The following is a 24,312-nucleotide window of genomic DNA, read 5'->3' on the forward strand; positions in this document are numbered from 1 at the left end:
CACGCTGTTGAGTTCTCAAGGAACGGTCGCTTCCTTTGTACTCACCCTCTCGGGCTTTCCTCCGGGCGCTTCCCTTCGGTCTTGCGTTTCCGACTCTATCAGATCTTCTCTCGATCCGATTTCCTCGGCGCTTTCCAGGTTCCCGCTTTCGCGTTTCCCTTTCCGGCGGCTCAAACTCTATCAGGGTTTTTCCGCCTCCCTGACCACCCCCTGCGGGCATGCAGAAGGAGACCCAGAGATAGGATCTGACAAGTTTGGATGCTGTCGAGCGAGGACGCTGTTGCGCGCCACTCCGTCCCGAGCAGGAGTACGACTGTACACGGAGCCTTGAAGAGGGTGCAAATCCGCTGGGTTGGTGGTCTAGACCACTTACTGGTAGCTTCCATACGGAACCGCCACTTCACATGACATACCCTGCTGCTCAGTGCCGTCCGGGACTGCTGGTGACGGCCAAAGCAGCTCCACTCCTTGGAGGCTTCCCATGACCACCGTGACGTCCCCTCTCGCTGGACGGGCCATTGGACTGGCCGCCGTGCCGGATCCGGTCTTCTCCGGGGCCATGGTCGGACCGGGCACCGCGATCGACCCCGTGCGTGAGGCTTCCGAGGCCGTGTCGCCCGTGGACGGCGTCATCGTCTCCCTGCACCCGCACGCGTTCGTCGTGGTCGACGAGAGCGGGCACGGCGTGCTCACCCACCTCGGCATCGACACTGTGCAGCTCAACGGCGAGGGCTTCGAGCTGCTCGTCAACAAGGGCGACACCGTGCAGCGTGGCCAGGCCATCGTCCGCTGGAACCCCGCCGCCGTGGAGGCCGCCGGCAAGTCCCCGGTGTGCCCCGTCGTCGCGCTGGAAGCCACTGCCGAGTCCCTTTCCGACCTGCGTGACAGCGGTGACGTGAAGGCCGGCGACAGCCTCTTCTCCTGGAACTGACAGCCGTGCCGTCGTAAGGCGGCCAAGTGGACAACCATCGCGGCGGCGGGACCCGCCGCACTATCGGAGACGGGTGAGATGGAGACAACGCTGCGAGGCGTCGGCGTGAGCCATGGCGTGGCGATCGGCGAGGTTCGGCACATGGGCACGGCGGTGCTGGAGCCGCCGGCCAAGCAGATCCCCGCCGAGGAGGCGGAGCGGGAGCAGGGGCGCGCCCGCCAGGCCGTGGACGCCGTGGCCGCCGACCTGATGGCGCGCGGCAACCTGGCGGGGGGCGAAGCCCAGGCCGTGCTCGAGGCACAGGCCATGATGGCTCAGGATCCCGAGCTGATGGCGGACGTGGACCGGCGGATCGCCGTCGGCAGCACCGCCGAGCGTGCCGTGTACGACGCCTTCGCGGCGTACCGGGAGCTGCTGGCCGGTGCCGGTGAGTATCTCGCCGGTCGCGTGGCCGACCTCGATGATGTGCGGAATCGTATCGTCGCGCGGCTGCTGGGCGTCCCGATGCCGGGTGTGCCGGACAGCGACCAGCCCTATGTGCTCGTGGCCCGGGATCTCGCTCCTGCCGACACCGCGCTGCTGGACCCGTCTCTGGTCCTCGGCTTCGTGACCGAGGAAGGTGGTCCGACCAGCCACAGCGCCATCCTGGCGCGGGCGCTGGGCGTGCCGGCCGTCGTGGCGCTGCCGGGTGCCGGTGAGCTGGCCGAGGGCACGGTGATCGCCGTGGACGGCAGCACCGGCGATGTCTTCGTGAACCCCACCGCGGAGAAGAAGGCGGAGCTGGAGGCCGCGGCTGCCGAACGCAAGGCCGCGCTGGCCGCTTCGACGGGTCCTGGTGCGACCGCGGACGGCCACAAGGTGCCGCTGCTGGCCAACGTGGGCGGGCCGGCGGACGTACCGGCGGCGGTCGAGGCGGGGGCCGAGGGTGTCGGTCTGTTCCGTACCGAGTTCCTGTTCCTGGACGACAGCAAGAACGCTCCTTCCGAGGAGAAGCAGGTGGAGGCCTACCGGCAGGTGCTGGAGGCGTTCCCCGAGGGCCGTGTGGTCGTGCGTGTGCTGGACGCGGGCGCGGACAAGCCGCTGGCCTTCCTGACGCCGGCGGACGAGCCGAACCCCGCGCTGGGCGTGCGTGGGCTGCGGACGCTGCTCGACCACCCCGAGGTGCTGCGCACCCAGCTGACGGCGCTGGCGAAGGCCGCCGAGGGGCTGCCCGTCTACCTCGAGGTCATGGCGCCCATGGTGGCGGACCGCCAGGACGCGAAGGCGTTCGCGGACGCGTGCCGTGCGGCGGGGCTCCGGGCCAAGTTCGGCGCGATGGTCGAGATCCCGTCGGCCGCGCTGCGGGCGCGCTCGATCCTCCAGGAGGTCGAGTTCCTGTCCCTTGGGACCAACGACCTTGCGCAGTACACGTTCGCGGCGGACCGGCAGGTGGGTGCCGTGTCGCGGCTCCAGGACCCGTGGCAGCCGGCGCTGCTCGACCTGGTCGCGCTGTCCGCCGAGGCGGCCAGGGCCGAGGGCAAGAGCTGCGGGGTGTGCGGCGAGGCCGCGTCCGATCCGCTGCTGGCCTGTGTGCTGACCGGTCTGGGTGTCACCTCCCTGTCCATGGGTTCGGCGTCGATTCCCTATGTCCGGGCCACACTGGCGAAGTACACGCTGGCGCAGTGCGAGCGGGCCGCGGCGGCGGCGCGTGCGGCGGACAGCGCCGAGGAGGCGCGCAGCGCGGCGCAGGCGGTGCTGTCCGGCGAGTAGCCGTACCGGGTCGTGGCGACGCCGTCGGGGTGTCGGTTCAGGGGCGTCCTGCCTTCGGGCGGGACGCCCCTGGTGCGTTCCGCCGCGGGTTTCAGTGGCGGTGGTCCGGTGCCGTGTCCTCCTCTCCGAGGTCGGGGGGCTCGCGGTAGTCCACGCCGGACTCCGGGGAGATGAGGTCACCGGATTCGACGTCGGTGCAGTAGGCGTCGAAGACCTCGGATGCCGTCAGCGGTTCGAGGGTGCCGCCGCGCAGTCGCCAGCCGAAGACGCGGTCGGCCGTGCCGGCGGCGCTCGTGCGCATGACGAGGCCGCCGGGGCTGCGGGTGGCGAGGCCGAGGGCGAGGACGCTGGTGAATTCCAGGGCCTCGGCCTCGTCCAGGCGCGTTGCCCCGTGTGGGTCCTGGTCGCCGTGCAGGACGGAGACGAGAGTGTCCGGCGGTCCGGAGACGGAGCAGACGAGGTGCCGGTCGCCGGGCGGGGCGGTGTCGAGAATGCGGACCAGGAGGTCCGAGGCGCGGGTGAAGGCCGCCCTGCCGATGTCCTCACCGCAGGTCGGGCAGGGTCCCAGCCGCGTCAGGAGGATGGTGGCGTACTCCCAGGTGGCCTGGCGTACGGCTTCGTCGACGAGGGCGGGCAGGAGGACGGCGAGCGGGCGGCCGTCGTAGGGGATGGTGGGGCCGGTGGCCGCGATTTGCGCGGTGAACCGGGTCCGGCTGGCCGGGGCTTCCGGGTCGAGACCGGTGTCCGCGCAGTAGGCGGCGTAGTCCTCGGGGTCGAACAGGGCGAGTGTGGTGTGGCTGCCCTGGGCGGCACGGGTCCTGAGGACGGCCTCCAGTTGCCGGAGGTACGTCGCGTGGTCGTGGAAGGTGAAGCTGCGGTAGCGCCGCATGGCGCGGAAGTCGTGTTCGTCGGTGAGCACGCCGATGGTGCCGGCGATCTCGCGGCGCAGGACGCGTCGCATGGTCTGGTGGTCGGTGTGCGCCATCGTTTCCCCCAGTGCGCAGTCGATCAGTGCTCACTCACCGTAACCGCCGGCACTGACAATGGCCGGGTCGTCAGCGCTGGCGGATCCGGCGGTGGGGGTGTCTGCGCAGGTCACGAGAGTGCCCCGGACGGCGCCGATGGGTTCGGTGGGCTCCGGGGCACGGTGCGGAGGGTGATCCTCCGGTCGGTCAGGCCCGCTTGCGGGCGAGTTCCTCGTAGAAGCCGAGCAGGGCGAGGTTGTCGATGGAGCCGGGGTTGACCGCCTTTTCCAGGGGGGTGCCCTGGAGGAGGCGCTTGACCGGGACCTCGATGCGCTTGCCGGTGAGGGTGTGCGGGATTCCGGGTACCTCGATGATCTCGTCGGGGACGTGCCGTGGTGAGAGCTGTTCGCGGATGGCCTGCTTGACGCGGTTCAGGAGTGCTTCGTCGAGGACGGCGCCGGGTGCGAGGTGCACGAACAGCGGCATCCAGTAGCCGCCGTCGGGCTGTTCGATGCCGATGACGAGGGATTCCTTGATCTCGGGCAGCCGCTCCACGACCTCGTAGATGTCGGCCGAGCCCATGCGCACGCCCTGCCGGTTGAGGGTGGAGTCGGAGCGGCCGTGGATGATCACGGTCCCGCGGGAGGTGACGGTGATCCAGTCGCCGTGGCGCCACGCGCCGGGGTAGGTGTCGAAGTAGCTGTCGTGGTACCGGCTGCCCTCGGGGTCGTTCCAGAAGTGGATCGGCATGGACGGCATGGGGTTGGTGACGACCAGCTCGCCGACCTCGTCCGTGAGGGGCTTGCCGCTGGGGTCCCAGGACTGGAGGTCGGTGCCGAGACCGGGAGCCTGGAGTTCGCCGGTGTACACCGGGAGGGTGGGCACGGCTCCGGCGAAGCAGGAGCAGACGTCGGTGCCGCCGCTGACGGAGGCGATCCACAGGTCGTCCCGCACCTCGTCGTGCAGCCAGCGGAACCCGTCGGGCGGCAGGGGCGAGCCGGTGGTGGCCACGCACTGCACCTTGCCGAGGTCGTAGTCGCGGGCCGGGTGGACGCCGGCCTTGCGGCAGGCCATGACGTAGGCGGCGGAGGTGCCGTAGAGGGTGGCTCCGGTGCGTTCGGCGACCCGCCACTGGGCGCCTGTGTCCGGATAGCCGGGGCTGCCGTCGTACAGGACGATCGTGGTGCCCGTCAGCAGGCCGGAGACGAGGAAGTTCCACATCATCCAGCCGGTCGAGGTGTACCAGAAGAAACGGTCCTCGGGGCCGAGGTCACAGTGCAGCCCGAGCTGCTTGAGGTGTTCGACGAGGATGCCGCCCTGGGACTGGACGATGGCCTTGGGCAGGCCGGTCGTGCCGGAGGAGTACAGCACCCACAGCGGATGGTCGAACGGGACCTGTTCGAAGACCGGCTCGGCGTGGCCGGCCGTGAGCGCCGACCACTCCAGGGCACCCTCGGGGGCCGCGGTGCCCAGCAGCGGGATGTGCACGACGGCGCGCAGGGTGGGCAGCTCGCGGCGCAGTTCGGCGACGATCTCGCGGCGGTCGTGCTCCTTGCCTCCGTAGCGGTAGCCGTCGACGGTGAACAGGACGACGGGCTCGACCTGCTGGAAGCGGTCGAGGACGCTGCGGGCGCCGAAGTCGGGGGCGCAGGAGGTCCAGACGGCGCCGACGGCGGCGGTGGCGAGGAGGGCGACGACGGCTTGGGGGATGTTCGGGAGGTAGCCGCTGACACGGTCACCGGGCCTCACGCCGAGGGCGCGCAGTTCGGCGGCCAGGCAGCCGACCTCGCGGCGCAGCTCGGACCAGGTCACCGGGCGCGGTTCCTGGCTCTCGTCCACGTACAGGAGGGCGGGCTCGTCCGCGCGGTCGGCCGCGGCGCGCAGGGCGTGCTCGGCGTAGTTCAGGGTGGCTCCGGGGAACCACTGGGCGCCGGGCATGGCGCGATCGCCGAGCACGCGCGCGTAGGGGGTCGAGAACCGTACGTCGAACCATTCGGTGACGGCTTTCCAGAAGGTGTCCAGCTGGTCCACGGACCACCGGTGCAGGGCCGGATAGCCGCCCTCGGCGGGGGCGCCGTGGTGTTCGGCGGCCCATGCCTGGAACTGGGTGATGCGGGCCTGGGCGATCCGCTCGGGATCGGGCTGCCAGAGCGGCTGGGGGTTCGCGGTCGACATGGGAGGCTCCCGGGCTGTGCGCGTCGTGTGCGTCGGTCCGCGCACGGCTGGGGTGTGCGCGTGACGCGGCTGACAGGGACGATGCCATGTGATCGACTTCCGCACCAGGGTGCGCCCCACATAGTCCATGTCATGAAGATGTGGCCTCGGCACGAGGTGAACGGCAGTTGAACGACACGCGCGTGTGGGGCGCTCAATGGCAGTGTGAGCAGCATGGACGGTCGTGACCTGGTGCGTTCGGTGAGTGTGGTCGGTTCGGGGAGAGCGGCTCGGGGGTTGCGTACCGTGCGGGCGGCATGGCGCAGGAGGCGTATCGACGCCGTCGGGCTGCCGCGGCGGGGACCCGAGCGGGCCCGGGTGCCGGGTCAGGTGCAGGACGTGGAGCCGGGCCCTGGCGGCGGTCTGATCCGGTTCGGCCGCTCCGAGCTGCGGATCGTCGTGGCGGTGAACGGCGCGGTCTTCTGGGGTTGGGACGGGGCGGGTCCGCAGCCGTCGTACGCGCTCGCCGGGAGCGGTCCCGAACCGGATCCGCGGGCGGTGCTGGAGCCGGACAAGGACGGCGGCTGGCGCGTGGTGGCCGAGCGGGTGACGGTCGTCGTCTCACGGCACGGCGCGGTGGAGGTGCGTACGCCGGGCGGGGTGATGCTGCGGCGGGATCTGCCGCCGCGCTGGTGGGAGCCGGTGGGCGGGGGTTCGGCGCGGTGGATGCAGCGCTCGGAGGTGGCGGCGGACGCCCGGTTCTTCGGCCTGGGCGGGCGCGCGTCCGGGCCCCGGCTGCGGGACGGCGCCTACCGACTGTGGAACACCGATCCCGGCCGTGCTTTCGGGCCCGGCGCGGATCCGCTGTATCTGACGATGCCGGTGCAGCTGGTGGTGGCGGACGCCGGCACGCATCTGTTGTTCCACGACAGCACCTGGGACGGCACGGTGATCCTGCGCGAGGGCGAGGAGGGTGCCGGATCCGGGCACGACCGGGCGGGCCGCTGCGAGGTGCGGATGGACGGCGGCCCGCTGCGCTGCTGGGTGATGGTGGGCGCCCCCGCGCGCGTGCTGCACACGTGGGCCTCGCTGACCGGCGCGCCCGCGCTGCCGCCCGCCTGGGCGCTGGGTCACCATCACGCGCGGTGGGGCTTCGGCAGCGAGCAGGAGGTGCGCGGGATCGTCGCGGGCTACCAGGAACACGGGCTGCCGCTGGATGTCGTGCACCTGGACATCGACCACTACGACGAGCACCGGGTGTTCACCGTGGACCAGGAGCGTTTTCCCAAGCTGCCGGGGCTGGCGGAGGAGCTGGGCCGGGACGGGATCCGGTTGGTGTCGATCGTCGACGCTGCGGTGCGGGCGGAGCCGGGCGACGCCGTGTACGACGGCGGTGCGGCCGTGGACGCGTTCGTGCGGGACGCGCAGGGCCGCACGGTGCGGGGTGAGGCGTGGGCCGGCGAGTCAGTCTTTCCGGATTTCACGGACGCACGCGTGCGTGCGTGGTGGGGCGGGCTCTACGAGGAGCGGCTGGGACGGGGCTTCGCCGGCTTCTGGCACGACATGAACGAGCCGACGTCGTTCAACGCCTTCGGTGAGACGACGCTGCCGCGGTCGGCCCGGCACGCTCTGGAAGGGCGCGGCGGCGACCACCGCGAGGCGCACAACGTGTACGCCCTGTGCATGGCCCGGGCGGCCTACGAAGGGCTGCGCGAGCTGGTGCCCGAGGAGCGGCCCTTCCTGTTCTCCCGCTCGGGCTGGGCGGGGCTCCAGCGGTACGGGGGCACCTGGTCGGGGGACGTGGCGACGGGCTGGCCGGGGCTGCGGGCGTCGCTGTCGCTGGTGCTGGGGCTCGGGCTGTGCGGGGTGCCGTACTCCGGTCCGGACGTGGGTGGTTTCGACGGCAGTCCGTCGCCCGAGCTGTATCTGCGGTGGTTCCAGCTGGGCGCGTATCTGCCGCTGTTCCGCACCCATGCGAGTCTGGGGGCGGGGCGCAGGGAGCCCTGGGAGTTCGGTGCCGAGGTGTTGGAGCACGCGCGCGTGGCGCTGCTCGAACGCCGGCGGCTGCTGCCGTACTTCCTGACGCTGGCGCACCTGGCCCGGCGGACCGGCGCGCCCTATGTGCGGCCGCTGTGGTGGGGGGCGCCGGAGGACCGGGCTCTGCGCGACTGCGAGGACACGTTTCTGCTGGGCGACAGCCTTCTGGTGGCGCCGGTCCTGGACCCCGGTGCCGAGCGACGGGCGGTGCAGCTGCCGCGCGGTCGCTGGTACGACACGGTGACGGGGGAGGTCTACGAGGGGCCGGCACAGGTTCTCGTGGACGCGCCGCTGTCCCGTATACCGGTGCTCGCGCGCGCGGGGGCGGTGGTGCCCGTGCGCGGCGCCGACGGCAGGCTCGAGCTGGAGGTGTGGGCGCCCCCGCGCGGACGCACGGGGGGCGGTCTGGTCGTGCCGGACGCGGGCGACGGCTGGGACGTACCGGAGATCGAGCGCTACGTCGCCCGTCGGCAGGGCGGCCGGGTGGTCGTCATCCGGGAGCGGGAGCACGGTGCGGCCGAGCCGCCCTATCCGGTGCGGGTGCGGGGGCTCGGCTGAACCGACCCGCTCACACGTAACGGCCCTCGAACCACGCCTTGACGGCGACCGTGTGCAGCGGGAAGGCGAGTTCCTCGGGCCTGCGCAGCAGCTTCCAGCCCTCGGTCTCGTCGGTGGGGCCGGAGGCCGGCAGGCCGTCGGCCGGGCGTTCCGGCAGCAGTCCGAACAGCAGCAGGTGTCCGTCGGGTGAGCTCATGGCGTCCACGAGCCGCACATCGCGTGCGGCCGCGTCGATACCGGTCTCTTCCTTGAGCTCGCGTACGACGGCCTGCTTCCAGTCCTCGCGGTCGTCGATGTAGCCCCCGGGCAGGGCCGTGCCTCCGCGCGCGGGGGCGACGGTCCGGGTGATGACGACCAGGGCGGTGCCTGTGGTGTCGTACACGGGCTGGAGCGCGATCGCGACCGGCAGCGGGTTGCGGTAGGCGACGGTCCCGCAGGAGGGGCAGGTGCGGGGCCAGCCGGAAACACCCTCTCCATAGGGCACTCCGCAGCTCGAACAGTGGGAGTCCGGCGCGGAGTTGGCAGTTGAGTGCTGAGTTTCGGACACGCGCGGACTGTATCCGATCACGGGAGGGACGTGTTCCGTCAGGGATGCATCACGAACGAGCGGACGAGAAGAGGCGGCCGGAATCACCCCCGTCGGTCCCGGCCGCCTCTTCGTGTACCACGACGCCGTGCGGAGCCATTCGGTTCACAGAAACGGCCTGCCCATTTCCGGTTGCCCGTGCCAGACTTCTGACGATCCGTCAGATCAGGTCACCGGGAGGGGTTTTGCCGCACACACGCACACCCGCGGCCGCCGGCTGGTTCACCGGCGAGGGTGACGACTTCCGACTGCTGGGCACCCGCTGCGCGGCCTGCGCATCGGTCTTCTTCCCGCGCGAGGACGTCCACTGCCGCAACCCGCACTGCACCGGCGACGGCGCCCTGGAGGAGATTCCGTTGTCACGAAAGGGGCGTATCTGGTCGTACACCGACAGCCGGTACCGTCCACCGTCACCCTATGTGAGCAATCGGGAACTTCCCTGGGTGCCGTACGCGTTGATCGCGGTGGAGCTGGAGGCCGAACGGATCGTGGTGCTGGGGCAGGCGGCTCCCGGGATCACCGTCGCCGATCTGACGGTGGGCATGGAGGTGGAGGCCGTCCCCGGTGTGCTGCACGAGGACACGGAGACGGCCTGGACGGTCTGGCACTGGCGGCCGACGGGGGTGACGGCATGACGGCCGATGTGGCGGTGCTGGGTGCGGGCATGCACCCCTGGGGCAAGTGGGGCCGTGGCTTCGTGGAGTACGGGGCGGCGGCGGCCCGCGCGGCACTCGCCGACGCGGGTCTGGACTGGCCGGACATCGGCTCCGTCGTGGGCGCGGACACGGTGCGCGGCGGATATCCGGGGTACGTCGCGGGAGCGACGTTCGCCAAGGCCCTGGGATGGCAGGGAGCCAGGGTGAGCAGCGTGTACGCGGCATGCGCGTCCGGGGCCCAGGCCATCGCCGCGGCCCGGGCGCAGATACTCGCCGGCCTCGCGGACGTCGTCCTCGTGGTGGGCGCGGACGCCGCGCCGAAGGGATTCTTCCGGCCGGCGGGCGGGGACCGTCCCGACGATCCGGACTGGCTGCGTTTCCGGCTGCTGGGCGCGACGAATCCGGCGTACTTCGGGCTGTACGCGCGGCGTCGGATGGCCGTGCACGGGGACACACCGGAGGACTTCGCGCTCGTCAAGGTGAAGAACGCCGCGCTCGGGGCGCTCAATCCGTACGCCCGCTACCGCAAGCGGGTCACCGCCGAGGAGGTGGCCGCCTCCGCGGTGGTCGCCGATCCGCTGCGGCTGCTGGACATCTGCGCCACGTCCGACGGCGGGGCCGCCCTGGTGCTGTCCAGCCTGGACTTCGCGCACCGGCACGGTGCCGCCCGGCCGGTGCGGATCCGCGCGGTGTCGACGGTGACCCCCCGCTTCCCGAACACGGTGCTGGACCTGCCGGACATCGCCACGGACTCCGCCGTCTCGGTACCGCCCCCGGCTGAGACGTTCCGGGCGTCCATCGCCCGGGCCGCCTACGAAGAGGCGGGCATCGGCCCCGAGGACCTGTCCCTGGCCGAGGTGTACGACCTGTCCACCGCGCTGGAGCTGCAGTGGTACGAGGACCTGGGGCTGTGCGGCGAGGGCGAGGGCGCGAAGCTGCTCCGGGAGGGTGCGACCGCCCCGGGCGGCCGGATACCCGTGAACACCAGCGGCGGGCTGGCCTCCTTCGGCGAGGCGGTGCCCGCACAGGCGATCGCCCAGGTCTGCGAGCTGACCTGGCAGCTGAGAGGCGCGGCGGGCGACCGTCAGGTCGCCGGGGCACGGGTGGGCATCACCGCCAACCAAGGGCTGTTCGGGCACGGTTCCTCGGTGGTCGCCGTGCGGTGACCGATGCGCGGTGGCCGACGCCCGATGAGAGCGCCCTGCCGCAGGAGTGAGGCGGGGCCCCGTGCACGCTGTGTGACCGGCCCGGAATGCTGCGTGAACGTCTCATGAACTGGGCCTGGGCGTGCGCGGGCAGCGCCATCATGCTCCCGTGCACTCCTGGACGGATACTCTCCGCTTCGCCTTCCAGCCGGTGGTCAACATGAGGACGGGCGCAGTCGCCGCACTGGAGACACTCGCCCGCCCGGAGACCGGCGACATCCTGGCCGAGGCCCGCCGGGATCCGATACTGGACGGCAGGCTGGTCGTGCTGGCGTTCCGGGCGGCCGTACGCAAGGAGACGTTGCTGCCGCTGCACCTGAACGTGTTCGCGGCCACGCTCGCCGACCTGGGCGGCCTCACGCCGCTGCACGACGCCGTGCGCGCGGCGGGGCGCATGCCCTGGGAGGTGACGCTCGACATCGTCCCGCCCTGCACCCACGTGCCGCAGCGGGCCCTGCTGGAGGCGGTGGCCGCACTGCGCGGGCAGGGCTTCCGGATCAGCGCGGACGGCATCGGCGACGGCGACGTACCGCTCCGGCTGCTCACCGACCTCTCCCCCGACCTGGTCAAGCTCGACGCCTCGCTGTTGGCGCGGCCGGCCGCGGTGCGGGCGATGCGGACGCTGTGCGAGGAGCTGGGTGCCTTGGTCGCGGTGGAGGGTGTGGAGACCGAAATGCAGTACGCGACGGCGCTGTCGGCGGGCGCGCAGCTGGCCCAGGGAGAGCTGTTCGCGCCGCCGGCCCGGATTCCCGCAGCGGACGTATACGTTCCGCCCCATGCTTCCGGCGCCGTGCCCGCGCCCCGCTCGGGGCCGTCGGTGCGGGAGTTCGTGCGGCCCGCCGCCGTACTGCCGTTGACCGCTTCGGCCGGGCAGGTACGAGCGCTGCTGACCGGTTCTGAGGACGTCTCCGGCGTGCTGCTGGTGGACCAGGCCGGCCGGCCCGTGCGGTCGGTGCACCGTTCGCGCTTCCTGCTGTCGATGTCCGGCCGCTACGGACACGCCCTGTACGCCGACCGGCCGGCCGTGAAGCTGGGTGACGCGCCCCGCACGGTCGGCGTCGACGCGACGGCCTGGGAGGTGCTGGACGTGGTGGCGGTCGGCGACCGGGACCGGACCTCCGACGACGTGGCGGTGGTCGACGCACACGGCCGCTGTGTGGGGGTCGTACGGCTGGCGGACTTGGTGCGGGCGCTTGCCGAGAGCCGGGTCGAGGAGGCGGCCGGGCTCAATCCACTGACCCGGCTGCCCGGTTCCGACGCGATCGTGAGCGAGGTGGACCGGCGGATCTCCGACGGGCGGGCGTTCACGCTCAGTTGGCTGGACATCGATCAGTTCAAGCAGGTCAACGACGGCGCCGGGTTCGCCGCGGGCGACGAGCTGATCCGCTCGGTGGGCCGGGCGCTGCAGCAGGCCGTCGCGGGGCACGCGCGCGTGGGGCACATCGGCGGTGACGACTTCCTGGTCCTGGCCGACGAGGAGGCGCTCGGTCCGCTGGTGGCCGCCGTGCTGGACGCTCCCTGGACGGCGGGCGCCCGGCCGGTCACGCTCTCCGTGGCGACCGTCGTCTGCGGCCCGGGCAGCGTGAGCGACCACCACCAGGCGGCCGCCCAGCTCGCTCCGCTGAAGAAGGCGGCCAAGCAACTGAGCGGTGCCAGCTGGGTGCTCGGGCGCGCCGGGTTTCCCGGCCACGAGGTGCGGCGCGGCGGCCCGGGTCCGGCCCCGGCGCAGGCCGGGTACGCGGCCGCCGAGCCAGGGTGGTGAACGGCCTTCCCGCGAACGTCCGTTGCGGTTGCATCCGCATCGCCGAGGCAACGACGTGCGTCGGTGTCACCGTCGCCGTCGGCAACCTTGACGCCCCCGGGACGCCGGTGAACACTTCCCGGTGTCAGCCGACATCGCCATACATTCTCGGTGTTATCAGGCACCGCGGCGCGGGTCTGTCCTGCTCCACCGCCCGTCCCTCCTGGGCGATCCGGCTGCGACGGCACGCTCGTCACGGACGCCGGGCGGGGCGCGGGGCCCTCCCTGCCTTCGGCTGGAGTCGCCAAGGGAACCGTCCTGCACGACAGGGCCGGGGCCGATCGCCCCCTACCGGCGCCAAGGGAGCCGCCATGAGCAACGGAGACATTTTCGTCGGCGAGGTCATCGGCACGGCGATTCTGATCCTGTTCGGTGCCGGTGTCTGCGCCGCGGTCACCCTCAGACACTCCAAGGCGCGAGCCTCGGGCTGGGTCGTGATCGCCTTCGGCTGGGGCTTCGGTGTGCTCGCGGGGGCCTACACCGCCGCTCCCCTCTCCGGCGGTCAGCTCAATCCCGCGGTCACCATCGGCATCGCCGTGGACACCGGGGAATGGGGCAAGGTCTGGGTGTATCTGCTGGGCCAGATCGTGGGCGCGATGCTCGGCGCCGTGCTGGCCTATCTGGTGTATCTCGCCCAGTTCCAGGCCAACGTCCGCACGGAAGGCACCACCGAGGGCACCGCCGGCGAACCCGTGCCGACCCTTGGCATCTTCTCGACCATCCCGGAGATCCGGAACCCGGTCGCCAACCTCGTCACCGAGATCATCGCGACCGTCGCGCTCGTCCTGCCGGTCCTCGCCTTCGGGCTCACCAAGGGTCTCGGCGAGTCCGGCACCACCGTGCTGATCGTCTCCTTGCTCGTCGTGGGCATCGGTCTCTCCCTCGGCGGGCCCACCGGCTACGCCATCAACCCGGCCCGCGACCTCGGCCCGCGCATCGTGCACACCTTCCTGCCGATCCCCGAGAAGGGCACGTCCGACTGGGGGTACGCCTGGATCCCGGTCGCCGGCCCGCTGATCGGCGGAGCACTCGCCGGACTCCTCTACAACGCGGCCTTCTGACCCACAGGCTGCCGCACCTCCCGGCTCTCGAACACCCCGGCTCCCGATCCCCACGCGGGCCTCCGGCCAGCGATCCGACCCAGCGACCCAGGGACAGCCATGACGGACACCGCCGACACGTACGTCGCCGCCATCGACCAGGGCACCACGTCCAGCCGCTGCATCGTCTTCGACCACAGCGGCACGATCGTCGCCGTCGACCAGCGCGAGCACCGCCAGATCTTTCCCAAGCCGGGCTGGGTGGAGCACGATGCCACCGAGATCTGGTCCAAGGTGCAGGCCGTGGTGGCCGGGGCGCTCGCCAGAGCCGGGCTGCGCGCCGACCAGTTGAGCGCCCTGGGCATCACCAACCAGCGGGAGACCACGGTCCTGTGGGACCGCGCCACCGGCAAGCCCGTGCACAACGCGATCGTCTGGCAGGACACCCGTACCGCGGCGCTGTGCGGCGAACTGGGCGGCACGGACGGCCAGGACCGCTTCCGTGAACAGACCGGACTCCCGCTCGCCAGCTATTTCTCCGGCCCCAAGGCGGCCTGGCTGCTGGACCACGTGCCCGGTCTGCGGCGGCGGGCCGAACGCGGCGAGATCGCCTTCGGAACGATCGACTCCTGGCTGATCTGGAATCTCACGGGCGGCACCGACGGCGGCCGGCACGTCACGGACGTCACGAACGCCGGCCGGACCATGCTGATGAACCTGGACACCCTCCAGTGGGATCCCTCCATCCTGTCCGCGATGGACGTGCCCGAGGCCGTGCTGCCCGAGATCAGGTCCTCCGCCGAGGTGTACGGCACCGCGGTCGGGCAGCTGTCCGGGGTGCCCGTGGCCTCGGCGCTGGGCGACCAGCAGGCCGCCGTGTTCGGGCAGGCCTGCTACGACCTCGGCACCGCGAAGAACACCTACGGCACCGGCAGTTTCCTGCTGCTGAACACCGGCAACCGGCCGGTGCCGTCCAAGAGCGGGCTGCTGACGACGATGGGCTACAAGATCGGCGGGGAGGCGCCGGTGTACTGCCTGGAGGGGTCCATAGCGATAACGGGCGCGCTGGTCCAGTGGTTCCGCGACCAGCTCGGGATCATCCGGACCGCCGGTGAGATCGAGACGCTGGCGGCGAGCGTCGACGACAACGGCGGCGCCTACATCGTGCCCGCCTTCTCCGGGCTGTTCGCGCCCTACTGGCGCGCCGACGCGCGCGGAGTCGTCACCGGACTCACCCGGTACGTGACGAAGGCGCACCTCGCGCGCGCGGTGCTGGAGGCGACGAGCTGGCAGACCCGCGAGGTCGTGGACGCCATGTACCAGGACTCCGGGGTGCGGATCAGCACCCTGAAGGTGGACGGCGGCATGACCGGGAACAACCTCCTGATGCAGCATCAGGCGGACGTTCTCGGCATTCCGGTGATCCGGCCCCGGGTCTCGGAGACGACCTGCCTGGGGGCCGCCTACGCGGCCGGTCTGGCCACGGGCGTGTGGAACGACCTGGACGAGCTGAAGTCGCACTGGCAGAAGGACGCGGAGTGGACACCGGCGATGGAGACGTCGGTGCGCGAGCGCGAGTACCGGAACTGGCGCAGGGCCGTGGAGAAGAGCTTCGGCTGGCTGGAGGACGACGGGGCGTAGCAGCGTGGAAGCCGCCGCACGCGCGCGTGGACGCTCCGCCCGCACAGAACCACGGCCCGTACCCCGGTCGGCGGGGGTACGGGCCGTGCCTGTCGGCCGTCGGCGGTGGGGAACGGTCCGTGCCGGCCGGTCAGCCGACGACGGCCTGACGGCGGTCGGCCGCGTAGTCCATCGCGTGCTGGACGAGCCCGATGAGCACCTCCTTGACCGACTCCCGGTCACGGGCGTCGCAGAGCAGGACGGGCACGTCGTCATCCAGGTCGAGGGCCTGGCGGACCGTCTCGGCGGGGTACCGGGCGGCTCCGTCGAAGCAGTTGACCCCGACCAGGAAGGGTATGGAACGCCGCTCGAAGTAGTCGACGGCGGCGAAGCAGTCCTCCAGGCGGCGCGTGTCGGCGAGGACGACGGCGCCGAGCGCGCCCTCGGACAGCTCGTCCCACATGAACCAGAACCGTTCCTGCCCGGGCGTGCCGAAGAGGTAGAGCACCAGGTCCTCGCGCAGGGTGATGCGGCCGAAGTCCATGGCCACCGTGGTGGTGTGCTTGCCCTCCACACCGCTGGTGTCGTCGACGGGCCGCCCGGCCTCGGTGAGCAGCTCCTCGGTGCGCAGCGGCCTGATCTCGCTGACCGCTGCGACGAGGGTCGTCTTGCCCACGCCGAAGCCGCCGGCCACCAGGATCTTGAGCGTGACGGGCTCGACCGGGGGTTTGCCGCGCTCAGAACGCCCGAAGATCATCGATCTCTTCTCCTGCTTGATGGGGGTCGGGCGACGGTCGGCCGTAGCCGCCGCCACCGGGGGTCTCGATGACGAGTACGTCGCCGGGACCGACGTCGGCCGAGCCGCTGCCGCCGAGGTCGGTGACCGTGCCGTCGGCACGCTCCACCCGGTTGGCGCCGAGCGCGCCGGGGGCGCCGCCGGCCATGCCGTACGGGGGCACGCGGCGGTGCTGGGAGAGCGTGGAGACGGTCATCGGTTCGAGGAACCGGATGCGGCGCACGGCGCCGGCGCCGCCGCGCCACCGTCCGGCGCCGCCGCTGCCCCGCCGGACGGCGAACTCCTCGAGCCTGACCGGCAGCCGCCACTCCAGAATCTCCGGGTCGGTGAGCCGGGAGTTGGTCATATGGGTCTGCACGACGTCGGCGCCGGGGAATCCGTCGCCCGCTCCGGATCCGGAGGCCACGGTTTCGTAGTACTGGTGGTGTTCGTTGCCGAAGGTGACGTTGTTCATGGTGCCGGAGCCCTCGGCCTGAACGCCGAGCGCGGCATAGAGGGCGCCGGTGATGGCCTGCGAGGTCTCGACGTTTCCGGCGACGACGGCGGCGGGCGGCTCGGGAGCGAGCATCGAGCCGGGCGGAACGATGATGTCCAGTGGGCGCAGGCAGCCGTCGTTGAGCGGGATGTCGTCGGCGACCAGCGTGCGGAAGACGTACAGGACGGCCGCGTTGACGACCGCGAACGGCGCGTTGAAGTTGGTGGAGAGCTGCGCGGAGGTGCCGGTGAAGTCGATGGTCGCCCGGCGCTCGGTGCGGTCGACACGGACGCGGACCCGGATGACGGCACCGGCGTCGGTCTCGTAGGCGTACTCCCCGTCGTCCAGGACGTCGATGACGCGGCGGACGGCCTCCTCGGCGTTGTCCTGTACGTGCTGCATGTAGGCCTGGACGACGTCGAGGCCGAACTCCTCGATCATCCGGCGGACCTCGTCGACGCCCTTTTGATTGGCGGCGATCTGGGCGCGCAGGTCGGCGAGGTTGGTGCGCGGGTTCCTGGACGGGTACGCGGCCTCGGTGAGCAGACGGCGTGTCTCCTCCTCGCGGAAGCGGCCGTTCTCGGCGAGGAGCCAGTTGTCGAAGAGGACGCCCTCCTCCTCGATGGTGCGGCTGTGGGCCGGCATCGAGCCGGGGGCGATGCCGCCGATCTCGGCGTGGTGGCCGCGTGAGGCCACGTAGAAGAGGATCCGCGGCTCACTGCGGGTGTCCGTCGCCCGGTCGGCGTCGAAGACGGGGGTGATCACGGTGACGTCCGGCAGGTGCGTGCCGCCGTGGTACGGGTCGTTGACGGCGTAGGTGTCGCCCGGCCGGATGGCGCTGCCGCGGCGGCGGATGACCTCTTTGACGCTGGTGCCCATGGAGCCCAGGTGGACGGGGATGTGGGGCGCGTTGGCCACCAGGTTTCCGTCCGGGTCGAACAGCGCGCAGGAGAAGTCCAGCCGCTCCTTGATGTTCACGGACTGGGCAGTGGACTCCAGCCGGGCGCCCATCTGTTCGGCGATCGACATGAAGAGGTTGTTGAAGACCTCGAGCAGAACGGGATCGGCTTCTGTGTCGAGATCGGAACTCTGCGTAATCGCCGTGCGTTCCATGAGCAGATGCCCGTCATCGGTCGCGGCGGCCCGCCAGCCGTCGTCGACGACGGTCGTCGCGCCGGCCTCCGTGATGATCGCGGGTCCGGTGACGGTCTCGCCGGGGGGAAGGGCCTCCCGGCGGTGGAGGGGTACGTCGCGCCAGGCGCCGCCGGTGTGGAGGCGGACGGTGCCGGGCGGGCAGGGGCGGCCCTCGTACGGGGCGAGGGCGGAGAGATCGGGGGGTGCGGTGATGCCGGTGGCTTCGACGGAGAGGGCTTCCACGACGACGGGGCGGTCGAGGGTGAAGGAGTACGTGGCGCGATGACGTTCTTCGAAGGCATGGCGCATGGCGTCGGGCTCGGTCAGCTCGACGGTGAGGGTGGTGTCGGTGCCGTCGTAGCGGAGCTGGGCGCGGCGGGTGACGTGGATCCGGTCCTGCGGGACGTCCTCGGCGCGGAGTTCGGCCCGCGCGGCGGCTTCCAGGTCGTCGGCCGTCTTGCGGATGCCGGGCAGGGCAGCGGCTTCCAGGGGTGCCTCTACGGAGTGTTCGCGCATGGCCGTTGTGTCGGCGAGGCCGATGCCGAGCGCGGAGAGGACGCCGGCCATGGGGGGTACGAGGACGGTGCGGATACCGAGGGATTCGGCGACCCGGCACGCGTGCTGGCCGCCCGCCCCGCCGAACGTGGTGAGGGCGTAGCGGGTGACGTCGTGGCCTTTCTGGACGGAGATCCGTTTCACGGCGTTGGCGATGTTGGCGACGGCGATCCGGAGGTAGCCCTCGGCCACCTGTTCCGGGGTGCGGTCGTCGCCGGTGCGTTCGTGGATCTCGCGCGCGAGGGCGGTGAACCGGTCACCGACGAGGGCGGCGTCCAGTGGCTGGTCGCCGCCGGGTCCGAACACGGCGGGAAAGTGGCCGGGCTGGATGCGGCCGAGCATGACGTTGGCGTCGGTGACGGTGAGCGGGCCGCCGGCGCGGTAGCAGGCGGGACCGGGGTCGGCGCCGGCCGAGTCGGGGCCGACCCGGTAACGGGAGCCGTCGAAGTGCAGGACGGAGCCGCCGCCGGCGGCGACCGTGTGGATGTCCAGCATGGGGGCGCGCAGCCGGACTCCCGCGATCTGCGTGGTGAACACGCGCTCGTACTCACCGGCGAAGTGCGAGACGTCGGTGGACGTGCCGCCCATGTCGAAGCCGATGACGCGGTCGAAGCCGGCGCGCTGCGACATGCGGGCCATGCCGACGATGCCGCCGGCCGGCCCGGAGAGGATGGCGTCCTTGCCGCGGAACTGGCCGGCCTCCGTCAGCCCGCCGTTGGACTGCATGAACATCAGCCGCACGCCTCGCAGTTCGTCGGCGATGTGCCGCACGTAGCGGCGCAGCACGGGCGAGAGGTAGGCGTCCACCACGGCGGTGTCCCCGCGCGGGACGAGCTTCATCAGCGGGCTGACCTCGCTGGAGAGCGAGATCTGCGGGAAGCCGATACGGGCGGCGAGTTCACCGACGGCGCGTTCGTGGGCGGGGTGGAGGTGGCTGTGCAGGCAGACGACGGCGACCGCGCGGATCCCGTCGTCGTACGCCTCCCGGAGCGGTCCGGCGAGGGCGTCCAGGTCCGGGACGCGCAGAACGGTGCCGTCGGCGGCGAGGCGTTCGTCCACCTCCACGACCCGTTCGTGGAGCAGTCCGGGCAGCTCGATACGGCGGGCGAAGATGCGGGGGCGGTTCTGGTAGGCGATGCGCAGGGCGTCGCGGAAGCCGCGGGTGACGACCAGGACGGTGCGCTCGCCCTTGTGCTCCAGCAGGGCGTTGGTGGCGACCGTGGTGCCCATGCGGACGGCCTCGATGGGCTCCCGGGAGCCGCCGAGGAGTGCGCGCACACCGGCCACGGCCGCGTCGGAGTACCGGGCCGGGTTCTCCGACAGCAGCTTGTGTGTGAGCAGCCGGCCGTCCGGGCGGCGCGCGACGATGTCGGTGAAGGTGCCGCCCCGGTCGACCCAGAACTGCCAGCCAGTCACGTCGCTACCCCGCTTCCGCGCCGGTCACAGCGCCCGGAGGCCGTTGATCACGTCGCGCAGAATACTCTCGTCCGGCAGCTCGGCCGGGGGGACCGGACGGTTCACATGGACGAGTTCCGCGTGCACGAGGTCGCCGACGAGGACGCGGACCACGCCGATGGGCAGGTCGAGTTCCGCGGCGAGTTCGGCGACCGACTGCGGTGCGTCCTGGCAGAGTCCGACGATCTCCATGTGTTCGGGGGCCAGCGTCGGATCCGATTCCGGGTCGCCGGCATCGGGCTCGGTGACGACCACCGCGATCAGATCGAGGCGGTGCTGGGCCGCACTCGTGGTGCGGCCGCGCGTCATGGCGTACGGACGGACGACCGGTCCGGCCTCGTCGTCGAACCAGTGGCTTCTTTCCTGACCGTCTCCGCTCATGACATCCCACTACCCGCCTGCGGGCAGATCGGTGCGCGGAGCGGTGCCCAGATGCACGCCGACCCGCTTGACCAGGAGCGTCATCTCGTAGGCGACCTGTCCGACGTCGGAGTCGGCGTCCGAGAGGACGGCGAGGCAGCTGCCGTCCCCGGCGGCGGTGACGAAGAGGAAGGCGTCGTCCAGCTCGACCACCGTCTGCCGGACGCTGCCCGCGTCGAAGTGGCGGCCCACGCCCTTGGCGAGGCTGTGGAAGCCGGACGCCACGGCGGCCAGATGCTCGCTGTCCTCCCTGGTCAGGTCCTTGGACACGCCCGTGGGCAGTCCGTCGCCGGACAGGATGACGGCCTTGCGGATGCTGGCGACCCGGTCGACCAGGTCGTCCAGGAGCCAGTTCAGTTCCCCGTTGTTCGTCGCCGTGTGGCCGGTCGCCTTCGGTGCGGTCATCGACCGTCCCCCTTAGTCGTTCCCTGTGCTGTGCCGTTGCGGGCCCCGTCGCCCGCGGCGTTCTCCTCCCGGCCGCGCTGCCAGCCGCGCTGGAGGGAGGCCATCCGGCTGCGGACCTCGTCGGCATCGCGGTCGGCGGGCTCGGCCGCGCGCTCAGCGCGCCGTTCGGTGTCGCGCTTGAGCTGGGGGGCCAGACTGGCCTGGCGTATGCGCCGGGGCAACGTCCCGGTGTCCGGTTCGGGGGCCCTGTCACCGGCGGGTGCGGCCGTGCCGCGGCGGGACGGTGCTGTGTCCGTCGGGATGCCGGCGCCGGGTGCCTCGGGCCGGGTCCGCCTCGGCAGGGCCGGAGCTCCGGGTGTCTCGGCGGCGCCGTCGGCCGGGCGCGCGGTGCGGTCCTCGGCGCGGTCGGTGAGTCCGGCGCTGCGCCGGGAGGCCGTACCCCGGCGGCGAGCCGGCAGCGGGGCCGGCCCGCTCGTGTCGGAGGTGGGCGCGGCGGCGTCGGGCTCCGGGTCCGGTTCACCGCGGCGGGACCGCTGGTCGGTGACGGGCTTGCCGTGCGAGCTGACCAGCTTGGGCGTCTGCCGCCGGGGCAGGGGTACGGGTCCGCGAGCAGCGGTCTCGTCGCGGGGCAGCCGGTCGGCCGACGGAGCGGCCGGCTGGTCGTCGCCCGGACGGGGGCGGCGAGCGCGGAACAGACCGCCGCGTTCGCTGTCCTCGTCCCCGAGCGCGCCGGTGAAGTCGTCCAGCGCGTCGAGATCCACGGGCGCCTCCAGCTCGACCGGGCCGTCCAGCAGGGAGGTCGGCAGGCCGGGCAGCTGCAATGGTGCCTGGGACCGCCCACGGCCCACCGCCTGCTCGGTGCCCTTCGCCGGGCGCTCCCGGTCGAGCCGGAAGCCGATGCCGTTGGTGTCCGGGACGTCGTCGCTCAGCAGCGCGTCGGGGATGAACACGACGGCGGTGGTGCCGCCGTACGGCGACGGCTGGAGGGAGACCCGGACGTTCTGGCGCTGGGCGAGACGGCTGACCACGAACAGGCCGAGCCGGTCGGTGTCGGAGAGTTCGAACTCGGGGGTCTCGGCGAGGCGCAGATTGGCGTCCAGGAGTGCCTCGGCCGTCATGCCGAGCCCCCGGTCGTGGATCTCCAGGGTGAAGCCGTTGGCGACCCGCTCGCCGAGGACCTGGACGGCGGTGTGCGGGGGTGAGAAGACGGTGGCGTTCTCCAGGAGTTCGGCCACGAGATGGGTGAGGTCGGCGACGGCGGGTCCGGTGACGGCGATACGCGGCAGGCGCCTGACCTCGATGCGCTCGTAGTCCTCGACCTCCGCGACGGAGGCGCGGACGACGTCCATCAGCTGTACGGGTCGGCGCCACTGCCGGGAGGGGGCGGCGCCGGAGAGGATCACCAGGCCCTCGGCGTGCCGGCGCATGCGGGTGGTGAGGTGGTCCAGGCGGAACAGATCGGCGAGTTCGTCGGTGTCCTCGGTCCTGCGCTCCATGGTGTCGAGCAGCGTGAGCTGCTTGTGCAGCAGCACCTGGCTGCGGCGGGCGAGGTTGACGAAGACCTCGGAGACGCCGGCCCGCAGCTCGGCCTGCTTGACGGCGGCCTCGACGGCCGCGCGCTGGAGGGTGTTGAGAGCCTGCCCGACCTCGCCGATCTCGTTCTTGTCGTACTCCAGGCGCGGGACTTCGGTCTCGACGTCGACCTGTTCCCCTGCGGACAGCCTGCGCATCACGCTGGGCAGCCGGACGCCGGATGCCTCGTGGGCCTCCAGGCGCAGCTGGCGCAGGTCACGGATGAGGGAGCGGCCGACCCGGATGGAGAGGACGACGGAGAGCAGCAGTGCGACCAGTCCGAGCAGACCCGCGACGGCCGCCTGCACGATGACGCCCACGGCCACGGGGCGCACGCGGTCCTGGAGGCGGTCACCCGCCTGGTCGTCCAGGTCGCCGAGTTCGTCCAGGACGGTTGCCGCGGCGGAGTCCCAGCGCTTCGCGCTGACCTCGCGGGGGGTGCCGGAGTCCGCGGCGATGACGGCCTGTTCGGCCTCGCGCAGCGGGGCGGTGGTGGCGTCGCGCCAGAAGCGTTCGTAGCGTTCGCGCTCCGCGGCGGGCAGCAGCGGCAGGCTGATGTCGTAGAGGAGGGTGCGCTGGGCGACGAGGTCGGAGATGGCGCGCGTCTCGCCGTGGGTGAGCCGGCCGACGACGAGGGAGGAGCCGAGGAGGGCGTCCTCGCGGGAGAGGAGTTCGCGGGCGCGGGTGATGTCGACCAGGGCGCGGGCCTGCTTGTCGACCTCGATGTCGTCGATGCCTTCGAGGGAGGCGAGCAGCGCGTAACAGGGGTCGACGAGGCGGTTGTAGCGGTCGAGCGCCTGGGCGCGGGTGACGGTGCCCTGTTCGACGCTGCGGCGCAGGGAGTCGAGTCCGTCGAAGGCGTCCAGGACGGTGGTCAGGTGCTCACTGTCCTCCGCGTCCATGCCGGCCCGGAGGTCATGGTCCCTGGCGTTGTCGCGGATCGTGGTGATCGCCCGGTCGGTGGCGGTGCGGGTGCGGTGCAGCCCGGAAAGAGCCGTGGAGGCCCGGGGGTCGGCGAGGTAGACGAGGGTCTGGCGGCGCTCCTGCTGCAGGACGCGGACGGTGTCCTCGGTGGGGTAGCCGATGTCCTCGACGACGTCGGAGACGCGGAACAGCTGGGTGACTTCACGCCCGGTGAGTACCGTGGCGAAGCCCCAGACGGCGGTCAGGGACACCAGCGGCACGAGAAGCAGCGCCACGATCTTCCGGCGGATCGACTTTCCGCGAAAGCGCATGGCCTCCCCCAGCTCGACCCCCGCCGGCGGGGGTGTTCATGTCCGTCTACAAACGGCGCGAGCCTACTACCGCCTCACAGTTAACTCGAAGACATGTCCGGAGGGTGAACTTCCGCACCGGCGGCGAGACATGGCGAGTTGTCCGGGCATTGGGGGAGATTGCCACCGCGATCCGGGCGCCCCCACCGGCCCCCGCGGCAGCCTCGCCGAGAGGCGGTTGGCCGGAACTTTTCGCCGGTTGGGAATCTTCGCGCCGTCTCGTTCGTCCTTCTCTGTGGGAGATGGGGGCGGAATGGGCCACAGGAGCCGCGTGCCGCACCCGGGCGGCGTAAAACAGCGCATGCCGGGCAGCCACTGGGGAGTCGGGGTCGTCGATTGCCGGGGGCGAGCGGTCTGCTGGCGGTGGGGAGTGACACGGTGATGGGCACGGCGGAGCGGCGCAGGGCGCCCGACGAGAGCGTGGCGGAGCGCTCACAGGCGCGGTGGGACAAGGAGGAGTTGGATCGGGACATTCCGGTGGCCGAGCACGCCGGGGAGTCCGCCGGCGGTGAACAGCGGCAGGGCTACCGACCACTGTGGGTGGAGGAGCCCGCGCGCCGGCATCCGATGCCCGATCCGGTGCGTACGGCGGCGGTGCGGGCGGTCCTCGTCATAGCGGTGACGCTGATTCAGGCGATGGTCGCGTTCCTGTGCACGCTGGCCGGGTCCTGGCTGGCGTTCCCGATGGTGATCAGCGGTGTGGCGAGCACGGTGGTGGCCACTTGGGCCGTGGTCGATGTGTGGGTGACCCGCCAGGTGTGGAACCAGCGGTACGGGGTGGTCTCAGAGCCGAGCAGCACGGCCCGGGCCCTCCGCCGCGAGCGCCGGTCCCGCCGGCGCCAGGAGCGGTCGGCCCTGCGGAAGCAGGAGCGGATACGCCGCCGCGGCGGCGCCGGACAGCTGTCGCACTCCTGACCCGGCGGA

At 71.8% G+C, this 24,312-nt stretch carries 17 protein-coding genes; 9 read left to right on the top strand and 8 right to left on the bottom strand.

Going from position 1 to position 24,312, the window contains the following annotated elements; all coding sequences use genetic code 11:
* Positions 1-481 precede the first annotated feature (481 nt).
* Positions 482-931, top strand: a complete 450-nt coding sequence (locus tag ACZ7DL_RS13525; RefSeq protein WP_470774093.1) for a PTS sugar transporter subunit IIA — start codon at positions 482-484, stop codon at positions 929-931.
* 78 nt (positions 932-1,009) lie between these two features.
* Positions 1,010-2,680 (top strand): phosphoenolpyruvate--protein phosphotransferase, encoded by a 1,671-nt coding sequence (gene ptsP / locus ACZ7DL_RS13530; RefSeq protein ID WP_470774095.1) that lies wholly within the window; start codon positions 1,010-1,012, stop codon positions 2,678-2,680.
* 91 nt (positions 2,681-2,771) lie between these two features.
* Here the strand turns inward: ptsP and ACZ7DL_RS13535 are convergent, their stop codons facing one another.
* Both ACZ7DL_RS13535 and ACZ7DL_RS13540 read right to left on the bottom strand, forming a co-directional pair.
* Positions 2,772-3,665 carry a hypothetical protein gene (locus ACZ7DL_RS13535; RefSeq protein WP_470774097.1) on the bottom strand — a complete coding sequence of 298 codons (894 nt, stop codon included), beginning with the start codon at positions 3,663-3,665 and terminating at the stop codon, positions 2,772-2,774.
* A 187-nt stretch (positions 3,666-3,852) separates the two neighbouring features.
* Positions 3,853-5,820: an acetoacetate--CoA ligase gene (locus ACZ7DL_RS13540; protein WP_470774098.1), complete on the bottom strand. Its 1,968-nt coding sequence runs from the start codon at positions 5,818-5,820 to the stop codon at positions 3,853-3,855.
* A gap of 213 nt (positions 5,821-6,033) precedes the next feature.
* Between ACZ7DL_RS13540 and ACZ7DL_RS13545 the strand changes: the two genes are divergently transcribed.
* Positions 6,034-8,394: a glycoside hydrolase family 31 protein gene (locus ACZ7DL_RS13545; RefSeq protein WP_470774100.1), complete on the top strand. Its 2,361-nt coding sequence runs from the start codon at positions 6,034-6,036 to the stop codon at positions 8,392-8,394.
* Positions 8,395-8,404: 10 nt separating this feature from the next.
* On the opposite strand, the gene ACZ7DL_RS13550 is transcribed toward ACZ7DL_RS13545, so the two are convergent.
* Positions 8,405-8,941: an NUDIX domain-containing protein gene (locus tag ACZ7DL_RS13550; protein ID WP_470774101.1), complete on the bottom strand. Its 537-nt coding sequence runs from the start codon at positions 8,939-8,941 to the stop codon at positions 8,405-8,407.
* Between the two features lie 224 nt (positions 8,942-9,165).
* On the opposite strand from ACZ7DL_RS13550, the gene ACZ7DL_RS13555 reads away from it, so the two are divergent.
* From ACZ7DL_RS13555 to glpK, 5 genes are all read left to right on the top strand, one after another.
* Entirely contained in the window at positions 9,166-9,615 is a 450-nt protein-coding gene (locus tag ACZ7DL_RS13555; protein ID WP_470774102.1) for a Zn-ribbon domain-containing OB-fold protein, read from the top strand.
* Positions 9,612-10,802 carry a lipid-transfer protein gene (locus ACZ7DL_RS13560; protein ID WP_470774103.1) on the top strand — a complete coding sequence of 397 codons (1,191 nt, stop codon included), beginning with the start codon at positions 9,612-9,614 and terminating at the stop codon, positions 10,800-10,802. The genes ACZ7DL_RS13555 and ACZ7DL_RS13560 overlap by 4 nt, the downstream gene beginning before the upstream one ends.
* Positions 10,803-10,950: 148 nt before the next feature.
* Positions 10,951-12,603: an EAL domain-containing protein gene (locus ACZ7DL_RS13565; protein WP_470774104.1), complete on the top strand. Its 1,653-nt coding sequence runs from the start codon at positions 10,951-10,953 to the stop codon at positions 12,601-12,603.
* Positions 12,604-12,953: 350 nt separating this feature from the next.
* Positions 12,954-13,703 carry an MIP/aquaporin family protein gene (locus ACZ7DL_RS13570; protein ID WP_470774105.1) on the top strand — a complete coding sequence of 250 codons (750 nt, stop codon included), beginning with the start codon at positions 12,954-12,956 and terminating at the stop codon, positions 13,701-13,703.
* A gap of 99 nt (positions 13,704-13,802) precedes the next feature.
* A complete protein-coding gene (glpK, locus tag ACZ7DL_RS13575) occupies positions 13,803-15,323 on the top strand; it encodes a glycerol kinase GlpK (RefSeq protein ID WP_470774106.1) in 1,521 nt (506 codons plus the stop codon).
* A gap of 130 nt (positions 15,324-15,453) precedes the next feature.
* Here glpK and ACZ7DL_RS13580 read toward each other — a convergent pair whose 3' ends face one another.
* Genes ACZ7DL_RS13580 through ACZ7DL_RS13600 form a run of 5 tightly spaced genes read right to left on the bottom strand, consistent with a single transcriptional unit; the run spans position 15,454 to position 23,349 of the window.
* Positions 15,454-16,059, bottom strand: coding sequence for a GTP-binding protein (locus tag ACZ7DL_RS13580; protein ID WP_470774108.1), 606 nt, complete (start codon positions 16,057-16,059; stop codon positions 15,454-15,456).
* Positions 16,040-19,678 carry a hydantoinase B/oxoprolinase family protein gene (locus tag ACZ7DL_RS13585; protein ID WP_470774109.1) on the bottom strand — a complete coding sequence of 1,213 codons (3,639 nt, stop codon included), beginning with the start codon at positions 19,676-19,678 and terminating at the stop codon, positions 16,040-16,042. The genes ACZ7DL_RS13580 and ACZ7DL_RS13585 overlap by 20 nt, the downstream gene beginning before the upstream one ends.
* Before the next feature lie 24 nt (positions 19,679-19,702).
* Positions 19,703-20,098 carry a DUF742 domain-containing protein gene (locus ACZ7DL_RS13590; RefSeq protein WP_470774111.1) on the bottom strand — a complete coding sequence of 132 codons (396 nt, stop codon included), beginning with the start codon at positions 20,096-20,098 and terminating at the stop codon, positions 19,703-19,705.
* A 9-nt stretch (positions 20,099-20,107) separates the two neighbouring features.
* Positions 20,108-20,542: a roadblock/LC7 domain-containing protein gene (locus tag ACZ7DL_RS13595; protein ID WP_470774112.1), complete on the bottom strand. Its 435-nt coding sequence runs from the start codon at positions 20,540-20,542 to the stop codon at positions 20,108-20,110.
* On the bottom strand, positions 20,539-23,349 hold the full coding sequence (locus ACZ7DL_RS13600; protein ID WP_470774114.1) for a sensor histidine kinase: 2,811 nt from the start codon (positions 23,347-23,349) through the stop codon (positions 20,539-20,541). Before ACZ7DL_RS13600 ends, ACZ7DL_RS13595 begins: the two co-directional genes overlap by 4 nt.
* A 420-nt stretch (positions 23,350-23,769) precedes the next feature.
* Between ACZ7DL_RS13600 and ACZ7DL_RS13605 the strand changes: the two genes are divergently transcribed.
* Entirely contained in the window at positions 23,770-24,303 is a 534-nt protein-coding gene (locus ACZ7DL_RS13605) for a hypothetical protein (RefSeq protein WP_470774116.1), read from the top strand.
* Positions 24,304-24,312: the final 9 nt, after the last annotated feature.

Source organism: Streptomyces sp. NPDC036984 (assembly GCF_055607665.1).

Bases quoted from the DNA above. Each gene is read 5' to 3' on its own strand.
- ACZ7DL_RS13605 (WP_470774116.1), top strand. From the start codon at position 23,770: ATGGGCACGGCGGAGCGGCGCAGGGCGCCCGACGAGAGCGTGGCGGAG.
- glpK (WP_470774106.1), top strand. From the start codon at position 13,803: ATGACGGACACCGCCGACACGTACGTCGCCGCCATCGACCAGGGCACC.
- ACZ7DL_RS13560 (WP_470774103.1), top strand. From the start codon at position 9,612: ATGACGGCCGATGTGGCGGTGCTGGGTGCGGGCATGCACCCCTGGGGC.
- ptsP (WP_470774095.1), top strand. From the start codon at position 1,010: ATGGAGACAACGCTGCGAGGCGTCGGCGTGAGCCATGGCGTGGCGATC.
- ACZ7DL_RS13545 (WP_470774100.1), top strand. From the start codon at position 6,034: ATGGACGGTCGTGACCTGGTGCGTTCGGTGAGTGTGGTCGGTTCGGGG.
- ACZ7DL_RS13580 (WP_470774108.1), bottom strand. From the start codon at position 16,059: ATGATCTTCGGGCGTTCTGAGCGCGGCAAACCCCCGGTCGAGCCCGTC.
- ACZ7DL_RS13540 (WP_470774098.1), bottom strand. From the start codon at position 5,820: ATGTCGACCGCGAACCCCCAGCCGCTCTGGCAGCCCGATCCCGAGCGG.
- ACZ7DL_RS13590 (WP_470774111.1), bottom strand. From the start codon at position 20,098: ATGAGCGGAGACGGTCAGGAAAGAAGCCACTGGTTCGACGACGAGGCC.
- ACZ7DL_RS13525 (WP_470774093.1), top strand. From the start codon at position 482: ATGACCACCGTGACGTCCCCTCTCGCTGGACGGGCCATTGGACTGGCC.
- ACZ7DL_RS13595 (WP_470774112.1), bottom strand. From the start codon at position 20,542: ATGACCGCACCGAAGGCGACCGGCCACACGGCGACGAACAACGGGGAA.
- ACZ7DL_RS13600 (WP_470774114.1), bottom strand. From the start codon at position 23,349: ATGCGCTTTCGCGGAAAGTCGATCCGCCGGAAGATCGTGGCGCTGCTT.
- ACZ7DL_RS13535 (WP_470774097.1), bottom strand. From the start codon at position 3,665: ATGGCGCACACCGACCACCAGACCATGCGACGCGTCCTGCGCCGCGAG.
- ACZ7DL_RS13570 (WP_470774105.1), top strand. From the start codon at position 12,954: ATGAGCAACGGAGACATTTTCGTCGGCGAGGTCATCGGCACGGCGATT.